At 44.5% G+C, this 12,331-nt stretch carries 12 protein-coding genes and 3 tRNA genes; 14 read left to right on the top strand and 1 reads right to left on the bottom strand.

All coding sequences use genetic code 11. The features are described 5' to 3' along the window. Nucleotides 1-45 precede the first annotated feature (45 nt). The 14 genes from HUX64_RS05325 to HUX64_RS05265 all read left to right on the top strand — a co-directional run bounded on the left by HUX64_RS05325 (nt 46) and on the right by HUX64_RS05265 (nt 11,463). A complete protein-coding gene (locus HUX64_RS05325) occupies nt 46-444 on the top strand; it encodes a MerR family transcriptional regulator (protein ID WP_174625196.1) in 399 nt (132 codons plus the stop codon). Nucleotides 445-517: 73 nt separating this feature from the next. After that, nucleotides 518-871 carry a mercuric transporter MerT family protein gene (locus tag HUX64_RS05320; RefSeq protein ID WP_174625195.1) on the top strand — a complete coding sequence of 118 codons (354 nt, stop codon included), beginning with the start codon at nt 518-520 and terminating at the stop codon, nt 869-871. A gap of 4 nt (nt 872-875) precedes the next feature. After that, nucleotides 876-1,160, top strand: a complete 285-nt coding sequence (merP, locus tag HUX64_RS05315) for a mercury resistance system periplasmic binding protein MerP (RefSeq protein WP_174625194.1) — start codon at nt 876-878, stop codon at nt 1,158-1,160. Next, the gene (locus HUX64_RS19570; protein WP_246246910.1) at nt 1,160-1,378 is read left to right on the top strand and encodes a GDCCVxC domain-containing (seleno)protein; all 219 of its coding nucleotides are present in this window, start codon (nt 1,160-1,162) and stop codon (nt 1,376-1,378) included. Before merP ends, HUX64_RS19570 begins: the two co-directional genes overlap by 1 nt. Nucleotides 1,379-1,493: 115 nt before the next feature. After that, nucleotides 1,494-2,345, top strand: coding sequence for a radical SAM protein (locus HUX64_RS05310; protein WP_174625193.1), 852 nt, complete (start codon nt 1,494-1,496; stop codon nt 2,343-2,345). A 399-nt stretch (nt 2,346-2,744) separates the two neighbouring features. Beyond that, a tRNA-Leu gene (locus tag HUX64_RS05305) sits at nt 2,745-2,829 on the top strand. Nucleotides 2,830-2,944: 115 nt separating this feature from the next. After that, nucleotides 2,945-4,255 (top strand): trigger factor, encoded by a 1,311-nt coding sequence (gene tig, locus HUX64_RS05300; RefSeq protein ID WP_174625192.1) that lies wholly within the window; start codon nt 2,945-2,947, stop codon nt 4,253-4,255. Further along, the gene (clpP, locus tag HUX64_RS05295) at nt 4,255-4,902 is read left to right on the top strand and encodes an ATP-dependent Clp endopeptidase proteolytic subunit ClpP (protein ID WP_174625191.1); all 648 of its coding nucleotides are present in this window, start codon (nt 4,255-4,257) and stop codon (nt 4,900-4,902) included. Before tig ends, clpP begins: the two co-directional genes overlap by 1 nt. Before the next feature lie 88 nt (nt 4,903-4,990). Beyond that, nucleotides 4,991-6,262, top strand: coding sequence for an ATP-dependent Clp protease ATP-binding subunit ClpX (gene clpX, locus HUX64_RS05290; RefSeq protein ID WP_174625190.1), 1,272 nt, complete (start codon nt 4,991-4,993; stop codon nt 6,260-6,262). A 150-nt stretch (nt 6,263-6,412) separates the two neighbouring features. Beyond that, a complete protein-coding gene (gene lon / locus HUX64_RS05285; protein WP_174625189.1) occupies nt 6,413-8,845 on the top strand; it encodes an endopeptidase La in 2,433 nt (810 codons plus the stop codon). A gap of 192 nt (nt 8,846-9,037) precedes the next feature. Next, nucleotides 9,038-9,322: an HU family DNA-binding protein gene (locus tag HUX64_RS05280; RefSeq protein WP_174625188.1), complete on the top strand. Its 285-nt coding sequence runs from the start codon at nt 9,038-9,040 to the stop codon at nt 9,320-9,322. Nucleotides 9,323-9,334: 12 nt separating this feature from the next. Beyond that, nucleotides 9,335-9,410: transfer RNA gene (locus tag HUX64_RS05275), tRNA-Val, on the top strand. Nucleotides 9,411-9,415: 5 nt separating this feature from the next. After that, a tRNA-Asp gene (locus tag HUX64_RS05270) sits at nt 9,416-9,492 on the top strand. Nucleotides 9,493-9,582: 90 nt separating this feature from the next. Further along, complete coding sequence (locus tag HUX64_RS05265; RefSeq protein ID WP_174625187.1) at nt 9,583-11,463, top strand: SurA N-terminal domain-containing protein; 1,881 nt, start codon at nt 9,583-9,585, stop codon at nt 11,461-11,463. Nucleotides 11,464-11,512: 49 nt separating this feature from the next. Here HUX64_RS05265 and HUX64_RS05260 read toward each other — a convergent pair whose 3' ends face one another. Continuing rightward, nucleotides 11,513-12,292, bottom strand: coding sequence for an enoyl-ACP reductase FabI (locus HUX64_RS05260; protein ID WP_174625186.1), 780 nt, complete (start codon nt 12,290-12,292; stop codon nt 11,513-11,515). Between the last annotated feature and the right edge of the window lie 39 nt (nt 12,293-12,331).

The following is a 12,331-nucleotide window of genomic DNA, read 5'->3' as shown; positions in this document are numbered from 1 at the left end:
AAGCATAATTCGCTGTTATGCTCCAATAGCACAGAAGTCAGGGCAATGTCAGACAGACCTTTAACGATTAATGGAACAGCAAAAAAAGCAGGCGTAGGGATTGAAACAATACGCTATTATCAGCGAATCGGGCTTATCGATCAGCCTGAAAAACCACTGTCCGGCTATCGTGTTTATTCGGAGGATACTATATCCCGGCTTCGTTTTATCCAGCGCGCCAAAGAACTTGGTTTTAGCCTTGCTGAAATTTCCCGCCTTTTAGCCCTGGGTGATGGCAGTTGCAGGGAAACCAAAGAACTTGCAGCACAAAAGCTTGAAATAATAAAAAGTAAGCTTCAAGATTTGCAGTCTATGGCCAGTACACTGGAAAAGCTTATCAAGTCCTGTGAATCCAATCAGGATCATCAGGGCTGTCCGATTATTACGGCTATTGCACAAAGATAAAACTTACTTGACTCTGTGCCAGGGTACAGACCTTATACTCCTGAACACAATTAAAAATTGGGGAGTTTAAAGTATGTCGGAAAAATTAAATATTTCTTTGATTGGCGGCTTGCTCGCAGGTATTGCCACTTCGCTGTGTTGTGCAGGTCCTTTGGTTTTATTGTCATTGGGTTTTAGCGGCGCATGGATCAGTAACTTGGCGGCACTTAAACCTTATCGTCCCGTCTTCATTGTTCTAGCATTGGCTGCATTAGTCGTTGCCTACTCACTTATCTATAACCGGGCACCCGATCAGATGTGCGGAAAAGGAAAGGTTTGTGCAGAACCCCCTGTTAAACGAACGTATGAAGGTATATTTTGGGGGGTGGCCGTGGTGGTTTTAATGTCTATTGCTTCGCCTTATCTTATTTCAATAATTTATGGGTAATAGTATGAGAAATAAGCTGGCTTTTTGGATATTGCTATCTATATCAGGAGTTTTATCCGCGGCAGAGCGATCGGTAATATTGTTTGTCCCAGGAATGAGTTGCCCGGTATGCCCTATTACGGTAAAGAAAAGTTTACAAAAGGTTGACGGGGTCAAATCAGTTAATATCCTTTATGAAAGTAAAGCAGCGGAGGTCTCTTTTGATGATAAAGTTACCGATATAAACAGTTTAATGAAGGCTACGGAAAATGCAGGCTATCCTTCACAGCTTAAAGAGGATAAAAAATAATGGAGAAAGAAATCATCCTTGAATCAACAATAACGTGTCCTGAATGCGGCCATGCAAAGACAGAAACTATGCCGACCGACGCCTGTCAATGGTTTTATAAATGTGAAAACTGTCATATATTGCTGCGCCCGAAAGCAGGAGATTGCTGCGTTTTTTGTTCTTATGGTACGGTGCCATGTCCGCCCGTACAAAAAGATAATAAAGGTTGCTGTCATTGATTATCTCAACAAATGCCTAATTCGTCATTCCGGCATGGATTACAGGAATCCAGGGCCCATGGAGGGGGCAAACTACAGGTTTATTTATTGCTAGGGACTTAACCTGCACACTATCATGCCATCAGTATTAACAACAAGCAGTCATAATCGCGACGCGGCCGGCTTAAAATATGTTTATCCGGTACTATCCAGGCGAGCGGGCGGCTTGTCTATCGGCATTAATTTTAATACCAATAATGCCTGTAACTGGCGCTGCATCTACTGTCAGGTGCCTGATCTTAAAATTGGCGCTGCGCCCGAAATGGATTTTCAGCTATTGGAAGATGAATTAAGGTTTTTTCTTGATGATGTGTTAAATGGCGATTTTTACGAGCGCTTTCACATGCATGAAGATCAGCGGCTTATTAAGGATATTGCCATTTCCGGAAATGGCGAGCCGACCAGTCTGAAAGACTTTGCCCGGGCTGTGACACTGATTGGACAAGTAGCAACTGAAGTGGGAGTTTTGCCGCCTAGTAATTTCGTGCTGATTACGAATGGCAGCCTGATACATCAGTCTAAAGTTCAGGAAGGCTTAAAAAGATTAAAGGAATATGGCGGAGAAGTCTGGTTCAAGCTGGATAGCGCTACCAACCAGGGCAAGGCATTTATAAATAATACTGCTCAAAACAGTCGGGCCGGTCTGGAAAATCTACTGCTCTCAGCAAAGCTGTGTCCGACAAAATTGCAGATATGCCTATTTGACTATAATAAACAGGGATTATCCAGCACCGAAAAAGCAGCGTTTCTGAGTGTGCTAAAAATGCTTCAGGCAAATAGTAGTTTGCAAACGGTAATGTTATATACGATAGCGCGGACCTCATGGCAACCTGAAGCTGTTCACCTGAGTCCACTGTCGGCAGCAACGATGAGCGCGTTTGCTGAAGAAATCAGGCGTTTGGGTTTTGATGTATCAGTGAATATTTGATTTAGGCTTTGATGAGCACTAACCAGCGGCATTTTTACAGTCAGAAAACCTATTTGACTCCCGGTCAGGTTTTCAATCCCTCACAGTTCAAATAATAATTTCCTTGGCATCCAATTAACCGTGCAGTGGAATAATAGAATACTTATGGCCCGCAGCATCGGTCATCTGCGTCAAGGCGACCCGCTGCGCCCTGTCGTCAAATTCGACGTTTGCGGCCTCGTTGTGTTGAGCTTCTTACTTTAGCCTAACCTGCGGCCGCTGAAAACTCAATATTGCTTATCTGGTTAAGTATAGAACTGGAGTATTTTTGCCGTTTGATAATGCCCAAGGCTGGACAATTTGTTGAATTTATGGCTTGTTGTATGACCAAGGATTTGTTTATAATAAGAAGTTAATCATGCGAATGTGGCGGAACTGGTAGACGCGCTGGATTTAGGTTCCAGTAGGTAGCCCTGTGAGAGTTCGAGTCTCTCCATTCGCACCATAAGATTCATGCTATAAATTAAAAATTACCGACTTATATCGTTAATTTTACATATCCTTTAGCCGTTTGCCGGTATCTTATACAAATTCTATTTTAAATTATTTGAGGTAAAGAAATGCAAATTTCTGTCGAAAAGACATCCGAATTAAGCAGAAAAATGACTGTCAGCATACCTGAAGAAGTTGTACAGGAGAAAATGGCGTCGCGCTTAAAAAAATTGGCGCGCGAAGCAAAAATCGATGGCTTTCGTCCCGGCAAAGTGCCTCAGCATGTAGTTAAAAAAATGTTTGCAGAACGGGTGCGCGGTGAGGTTGCCGGCGACCTGATCCAATCTACTTATTTCGAAGCCTTGCAAGATCAGGATTTAAAGCCTGTCGGCCACCCGCACATTCACCCGTCGGATGAGGCTGAAGGTTTCAAATATACGGCCGAGTTTGAAGTTTATCCTGAAATTTCCCTCGAAGGCATTGATCAACTTGAAGTCATTCGCCCGCTTGCAACTGTTGAAGAAGCGGATGTGGATAACATGATAGCCAAGTTACAGGCGCAAAAGAAAGAATGGCATGCCGTGGAGCGGGAAGCCCGGGACAATGACCGCCTGACAATAAGTTTTTCAGGCATTTCTGAGGGCGAGAACTTCACAGACGGAAAAGTTGAGAACTATCAGGTAGTTTGTGGCGCAAAACAAATGATTCCGGGTTTTGAAGAAAATCTGCTTGGCCTCAAGGCGGGCGCTACTAAAACTTTTGAAGTGTTTTTTCCGGAACAATACGGGAATGAAAAGCTGGCCGGCAAGGCTGCTGAGTTTGAAGTTGAAGTTATTCAGGTTGAAGAACCGGCTCTACCGGAAATCGATGAAGCGTTTATTAAAGCCTATGGTATTGATGAAGGCTCCCTGGATGCTTTCCGTAAAGATGTTAGAGCTAACATGGAAAGAGAACTCGAACAGGCATTGCGCAGCAATCTGAAAAATGCAGTACTGGATGCCTTGTATAAAAAAATTCCGGTTGCGGTGCCAAATACTTTGCTGGACCAGGAAATTGAAAACCTGATGAAGCCTTATAGGGAAACCGCTAAAAGACAGAAAGTGAAGCTGGAAGACTTGCGCTTGCCGAGAGAGGTATTTGAAGAACAAGCGAAACGCCGCGTGGCTCTGGGATTGCTCCTCGGGGAAGTCATTCAAAAAAATAACATCAAGCTGGATAGCGGCAGAGTACGTTCTACCGTAGAAGACCTGGCGAAAAGCTATGAAAGTCCTCAGGATGTTGTCAGGTGGTATTTTTCAGATGAAAGCCGCTTAAAAGATGTGCAGCAAATGGTGCTGGAGGAGCAAACAGTCGAAGCGCTGGTTGCGCAGGCAAAAGTGTCAGATGAAACAGTAAAATTTAATGATGTCATGGCTAACCAGAACAATAAGGAATCCTAATGTATAAGAAACAGGTAATAGATCAGGCAATTGCACCGCAAGCTGCAGGCGGATTAGTGCCTATCGTTATAGAACAGACGGCGCGTGGCGAGCGTTCATTCGATATTTACTCCAGATTATTAAAGGAGCGGGTTATTTTTCTGGTTGGCCAGGTGGAAGATTATATGGCTAATCTGGTCGTTGCCCAGCTGCTTTTTCTTGAATCGGAAAATCCTGACAAGGATATTCATCTTTATATAAACTCTCCCGGCGGATCAGTAACCGCCGGTATGTCAATTTATGACACCATGCAATTTGTTAAACCCGATGTGAGCACTTTGTGCATTGGCCAGGCAGCCAGTATGGGCGCATTGCTTCTAACAGGAGGGGCAAAAGATAAACGTTATTGTCTGCCTCATTCAAGAATGATGATCCATCAACCGCTGGGCGGTTTTCAGGGACAAGCTTCTGATATAGATATTCATGCCCGGGAGATTCTGTCAATCCGGGAAAAACTGAACAAAATCCTGGCTCACCATACCGGTCAACCGTTAGACAAGGTGCAGATAGATACGGATAGAGATAACTTTTTAAGTGCTAATGGGGCGGTAAGTTATGGTTTGATTGATAAAGTATTATCGAGTCGAATCACGGCTTCTGAAAAATAACCGTTGGTATCTTTGTCGATTTCGATATATTCTTTATATTATCGACAATAAATACATCACATCGGGATGTTTGCAGGAGTCCAAATTTATGAGTAATGACAAAAACAGCAAAGACGACGATAAGTTGCTCTATTGTTCCTTTTGTGGCAAAAGTCAGCATGAAGTAAGAAAGCTTATTGCCGGGCCATCAGTTTATGTATGTGATGAATGCGTTGAACTCTGTAATGACATTATTAAAGATGAATTGCAGGATGATTCTGCTTCCGGCGCGGACGAATTACCCAAACCAAAAGAGATAAAAAAAGAACTCGATGAATATGTTATCGGACAGGAACGAGCGAAGAAAATTCTGGCGGTAGCAGTTTATAATCATTATAAACGTTTGCGCAGCAAGTCCAGAAAAGATATGGTTGAGCTAGCAAAAAGCAACATCCTGTTGATTGGACCTACCGGTTCAGGAAAAACATTGCTGGCTGAAACATTAGCCCGGTTGCTTGATGTGCCTTTTACTATTGCCGATGCAACCACGCTGACAGAAGCGGGTTATGTAGGTGAAGACGTAGAAAACATCATTCAGAAAATACTGCAAAAATGCGATTATGACGTTGAGAAAGCTGAAACGGGTATTGTTTATATTGATGAAATTGATAAAATTTCCAGAAAATCCGATAATCCCTCCATTACCCGTGATGTTTCAGGGGAAGGCGTTCAGCAGGCTCTATTAAAATTGATTGAAGGAACCATCGCTTCGGTTCCTCCCCAGGGCGGCCGCAAACATCCCCAGCAGGAATTTTTACAGGTAAATACGGCTAATATACTGTTTATAGTCGGAGGCGCATTTGCCGGTTTGGATCGTGTTATTAAGGCCCGTTCTGAAAAAGGCGGGATAGGTTTCTCAGCGGAAGTAAAAACCAAGGATGAAGCAAAAAATGTCGGGCAACTGTTTGCCGAAGTTGAATCTGAAGATTTAATCAAATACGGATTAATTCCGGAATTTGTGGGACGTCTTCCGGTTATTGCAACCTTGGAAGAGCTGGATGAACAGGCCCTGGTACAGATATTGACTGTGCCTAAAAATGCGTTGATCAAACAATATCAGCATTTATTTGAAATGGAAGGCGCTGAACTGGAATTTCGCGAAGAATCATTGCATGCAATCGCCCGCAAATCAATGGAAAGAAAAACAGGCGCACGGGGATTAAGGACAATTGTCGAAAATATCTTGCTGAATACCATGTATGAGTTACCGTCAGCAGATAATATTTGCAAAGTCGTAGTAGACGAAAGTGTTATTGTAGGCGAATCCGAGCCCTTTCTGGTTTATAAAGCCGAGAAGAAAAAAGCCTCGGCAGAATCATAAGGCGGAGATAAAAAAGGAGCTTTTTTCCAAGCTCCTTTTTTTTGCGCTTTGGAGTGCAATATTACTATTTTAGCTGCTCTTTATCCCTTGCTATTTTAATTAGCATCCCCATAATCTTAATTCAACGCAATTTGTTAAAGGTTCCGTGTTATGGAAACGCATAAAGTGAAAGAGTTACAACGCCCCGGTAATTTAATTCCTGTTTTACCCCTTAGAGATGTGGTGGTTTATCCGCATATGGTAATTCCTTTATTTGTCGGCAGAGAACGGTCTATTGAGGCCCTGGATGCCGCCATGAAGGATAACAAACAGATATTGCTGGTGGCCCAAAAAGAGGCGGAAGTTGATGAGCCAGATTTTACTGACCTTTATGAGGTCGGTACGCTTGCCAATATTTTGCAGTTACTGAAGCTTCCTGATGGAACTGTCAAGGTGCTGGTTGAAGGCAGCCAGCGTAGCCAGGTCATTGGCTATAAAGAGACAGACGGCTTTTTTTCAGCTGTCATAATGAAAATTAATGATGTTATGGAACTGCCTGAACAGGAGCAGGAAGTATTACAACGAACCGTGATCACTTCGTTTGACCAATACGTCAAGCTGAATAACAAGATTCCCCCCGAAGTACTGAATTCTCTGGCCGGCATTGATGACCCCAGCCGACTGGCCGATACGATGGCGGCTCATATGACTTTAAAAGTTAATGAAAAGCAGGCCATACTTGAAACCGCAGATATCGAGAAGCGCCTGGAAGATTTGATGACTTTAATGGAAGGGGAAGTCGATCTTCTGGAAATGGAGAAGAGGATTCGCGTACGCGTCAAGCAGCAAATGGAAAAAAATCAGAGGGAATATTACCTGAACGAGCAAATGAAAGCGATTCAAAAAGAGCTGGGCGAAATGGAAGACGTACCTAACGAAATTGAAGAACTGGAAAAGAAAATTGAAAATGCGGGGATGTCCAAGGAAGCAAGAACAAAGGCGGATGCGGAGCTTAATAAACTTAAATTAATGTCGCCCATGTCGGCCGAAGCAACAGTGGTGCGTAATTATATTGACTGGATGATTACTGTGCCCTGGAAGAAAAGAACCAAAGTGCGGCATGATCTGAAAGTTGCCGAGCAGGTTCTGGAAGCCGAACATTATGGCCTGGAAAAGGTCAAGGAGCGCATCCTTGAGTATCTTGCCGTGCAACAAAGGATAAAGCAACTGAAGGGCCCTATCTTGTGCCTCGTAGGTCCTCCGGGTGTAGGTAAAACCTCGCTGGGTGAATCCATTGCCAGAGCCACCAATCGCAAATATGTACGAATGTCATTGGGGGGCGTAAGGGATGAAGCGGAGATTCGCGGGCATCGCCGAACTTATATAGGTTCGATGCCCGGCAAGATTCTGCAGAATCTGGCTAAAGTGAAAACCCGGAATCCGATGTTTTTACTGGATGAGATTGACAAAATGGCGGCTGATTTTCGAGGCGATCCGGCGTCGGCTTTATTAGAAGTGCTGGATCCTGAACAAAATCATACTTTTTCCGACCATTATCTGGAAGTGGATTTTGATTTGTCTGATGTAATGTTTGTGGCTACTGCGAACACCATGAATATTCCTCCGGCTTTGCTGGACAGGATGGAAGTCATACGTCTGGCCGGCTATACGGAAGATGAAAAGATCAATATCGCTCTCCGTTATTTGATTCCCAAACAGGTTAAAAATAACGGTCTGGAAGAGCAGGAAATTGAAATTTCAGAAGCAGCGGTCCGGGATATGATTCGTTATTATTCCCGGGAAGCCGGCGTGCGGAGCCTGGAGAGGGAAATTTCCAAAATCTGCCGTAAGGTCGTTAAAAATCTATTGCTGACACGGGAGCAAACCAAAATACTGGTTGGTCCCGAGAATCTGGATAAATATCTCGGAGTTAAACGTTTTAATTATGGTCTTGCCGAGGAACAGGATCAAGTCGGCCAGGTTACAGGTTTAGCGTGGACAGAAGTTGGCGGAGAATTATTAACCATCGAGACAGCGGTAATCCCGGGAAAAGGAAAACATTCGACTACCGGCAAGCTTGGCGAGGTTATGAAAGAATCAATTGAAGCCGCCATGACAGTGGTAAGAAGTCGTTCGGAAGTCCTGGGTATAGACAATGAGCTGTTTCAGAAAAATGATATTCATATACATGTACCCGAAGGCGCAACGCCGAAAGACGGCCCTAGTGCGGGCATAGGTATGTGTACGGCTATTATTTCGGCACTGACTAAAATACCGGTGCGGGCCAGCGTCGCGATGACCGGTGAGATTACCTTGCGCGGTGAAGTATTGCCTATTGGCGGATTAAAGGAAAAGCTTCTGGCTGCCCACAGAGGCGGAATCACAACAGTTTTGATTCCTTCAGAAAATGAAAAAGATCTGGTTGAGATACCTGAGAATATAAAGCGAAATCTGGACATCAGAGCGGTGCACTGGATAGATGAGGTTCTGCAAGTAGCTTTGCAATATATGCCGGTTCCCGTTCCTAAAAAGGAAAGCGACGAACAGGCTAAAAATGAAGCTGATGCCGGTAAACTCATAAAGCAGGGTCTTACTGCCCATTAAAATCGAAATGCGATTTCGAGCTTATATCCTGAAACCGCAAAAATCGCGGCTTCCAGGGGGTTTAGAACTTGACACTCCGTAAGTGACATTGATATAAAGTGACATGTTTCTTGTGTTGCCAGAGATTGTACATGAGCTAACATACTGATTTTTGATGAATACCAATAAAAATGATTTCCTAAGGGGGGAATAATGAATAAATCGGAACTTATTGATGCTATCGCAGAGTCTTCAGACTTGACTAGAGCGGATGCCGGGCGTGCTTTAGATGGATTTATTAACGCCGTTACAACCGCGCTAAGCAGCGAAGATCCAAAAGATAGAAATGTCGCTCTGGTCGGATTTGGAACCTTTGCTGTAAAGGAAAGAGCGGCGCGTAAGGGCCGCAATCCCCAGACCGGCGAAGAGATTACAATAAAGGCCGCAAAAATTCCTGCATTTAAAGCTGGAAAATCTTTAAAAGATGCAGTAAACTGATTTTCTTTAGTCGGGTGCTTAGCTCAGCTGGGAGAGCATCGCCCTTACAAGGCGAGGGTCGGGGGTTCGATCCCCTCAGCACCCACCAGACTTGGAGTGGTAGTTCAGTTGGTTAGAATACCGGCCTGTCACGCCGGTGGTCGCGGGTTCGAGCCCCGTCCACTCCGCCAAATCACAAGCCCCGAACCGTCTGGTTCGGGGTTTTTTTTTGAGTAAGATTTTGAGTAAGATTAGGTTGATTCAACAGGACAGAGCCAGATATGCTGACAAAAATTAGAGAAAAAGCACAAGGTGCTTTTGCATGGGGAATTTTAATAGTTATTTGTGTCCCTTTTGCGTTATGGGGCATCAACAATTACCTGGATACCGCAAAAGAAGCTCCAGTGGCATCGGTGGGCGATAAGGATTTTTATCAGCGCGATGTTAATAGAGCCTATGAACAATACAGTCAGACTCTCCAGGGCATGGCGATTGATGAGCAAGCCTTAAAAGCACAAGCTTTGGATAAGCTTATAAAAGATGAAGTCTTATTGCAATATGTGCATAAAGAAGGCCTGGTTGCGAGCGATGATACCGCGCGTGAGTTTATAAAATCCTTGGCCTATTTTCAGGTAGATGGCAAATTCAGTGACAAGCAATATAAAGCCTTGCTGAGCTCACAGCGCATTTCATCCTCTGAATTTGTGAACAGAATCAAAAATGCCCTGATCATGGAACAGTTTCAGCGCAGCATTATCGACAGCAGTTTTGCATCGCAAGAGGATATTGAAAATTTCTTTAAAATTCAGAATCAGCAACGCGATGTCAGTTATGTGACTGTTACTGTACCAAAATTGTCAGAACGGCCCACCAACGAAGAGATTGCGTCATATTATCAACAGCACCAGGATTTATATCGAAGACCTGAACAGGTTGCCATTGAATATGTAGAGTTGTCGTTGGCAGAGGTAGCTAAGACTGTGGCTGTCACCGAGGATAAACTGAAGGCTTTCTATGAAGAGCATAAAGATGAATATAGCACGCCGGAGCGCAGAAAAATCAGCCATATTCTAGTTGCCATTAATGATAAGACTGATGACAAGACAGCACTGGAGAAGGCCCTTAAAATAAAACAGCAACTGGCGAATAAAGACTTTGCAACTGTAGCATCAACAGTTTCCGATGATAAACTGTCGGCAAAAAACGGTGGCGATTTGGGGCTGCTTACCCCCGGCGTAATGGAAAAACCGTTTGAAGAAGCAGCAAGCGCTTTAAAAGCCGGGGAGGTATCGAATCCTGTTAGGTCAGCATTTGGCTATCATTTGATTAAAGTAACCGAATTAATACCGGGAAGTATCAAGCCTTTTGATGCAGTTAAGGAGGATGTGAAAAAGGCTTATCAAAAAGCTCAGGCGGAAACCGCCTTTTATGATGCAGGTGAAAAATTAACCGAAATGAGCTATGAGAATCCCGATAATTTGCAAACAGTGGCAGAAGCTTTAGGACTTACCATTAAAAAAACGGCATTGTTCAGCCGCGATAAAGGCGAGGATATTGCAAATGATCCCAGGATTCGTGAGGCAGCATTCTCTGAAGACGTGCTGAAAGGCAATAACAGCAGCCCCGTAGAATTGGGCGCCGACCGGCTGCTGGTAGTGCGGTTGCTGGAACACAAACCGGCCGCTACGCCAGGTTTAAATGAGGTTAAGCAGGAAGTGGCTGCGGCCATTTTAAAAGACAAAGCCAAACAACAAAGTATGGAAAAAGCCCGGCAGATTAAATCGCGTTTGCAGGCCGGCGAGTCGCTTGAGTCCAGCGCCGCTGAAAATAAACTGGAAGTAAAGAAATTAACCGGATTAACACGCAGCAAAAGTGAGTTGCCTGAACAGTTGAACGAGGCTATTTTTAAGGCGGCGAAACCAATGGGCGGTAAACACAGCGTTTTTATAACTGCATTACCTTCCGGCGAACAGGTAGTAGTAAGCTTGTCCCAGGTGAAAGAAGGGGTCATGAGCGAAGAGGATAAGAAACAGCTGGCGCTGGCTAAAAAGAATATCGCCAAGGCTTTCGGTCAGACTGAATTCAATGCCGTAGTGGGCAGTTTGCAGGCAGAAGCTGATATATCGGTCAGGTCCCAGGCTGAACTGTCAAAGGCTCAATAACTGATTTTAGCCGCTAAAAAAGGGAGCTTAAAGCTCCCTTTTTTAGCGGCTAAAATTTCAAGCCTGCGATGTTATAGCCTGCGTCCACATAAGTGATTTCTCCGGTAATACCCGAGGCAAGATCTGAACAGAGAAAGGCAGCAGCGTTGCCAACTTCCTCAATAGTGACATTTTTCTTTAACGGCGATGAATCGGCCGCCTTGCTGAGCATGGATTTAAAATTATTAATGCCGGACGCCGCCAGCGTCCTGATCGGGCCTGCCGAAATGGCATTGACTCGAGTGCCCTCAGCGCCCAAAGCCACAGCCATATAACGGACATTAGCTTCCAGACTTGCTTTGGCCACTCCCATGACATTGTAATTAGGAATAACCCGCTCAGCGCCCAAATAGGTTAATGTCAGCAGCGAGCCGTTGCGCCCCGCCATCATGCCCCGGCCGGCTTTGGCCAGCGCCGTGAAGCTGTAGGAACTGATATCGTGAGCAATTCTGAAATTCTCTCTGGTAGTGGCGTTGACATAATCGCCATCCAGAGCGTCGCGAGGCGCAAATGCCACGGAATGAACGATACAATCCAAACCATCCCAGTGTTTGCCCAGTGCTTCAAAAACAGTGCTTATGTGCTCGTCCATACCGACATCACATTCAATGGTTATTTTGGAGCCACACTGTTCAGCCATTTCTTCGACCCGGCTTTGCAATTTTTCATTTTGGAAGGTAAAAGCCAATTCAGCGCCTTCGCGATGCATGGCCTGAGCAATTCCCCATGCGATAGAACGATTACTGGCTAAACCCACAATCAAGACCCGTTTGCCCTGCATAAAACCCATTATCATCTCCCGGTGTGTTTATTGTTACAATAGAATTTC

The organism is Candidatus Methylobacter favarea (assembly GCF_902806695.1).
Taxonomy (GTDB): Bacteria; Pseudomonadota; Gammaproteobacteria; order Methylococcales; family Methylomonadaceae; genus Methylobacter_B; species Methylobacter_B favarea.
The sequence above is the reverse complement of the archived record's forward strand: the minus strand, read 5'-3'. Positions and strand labels throughout refer to the sequence as shown.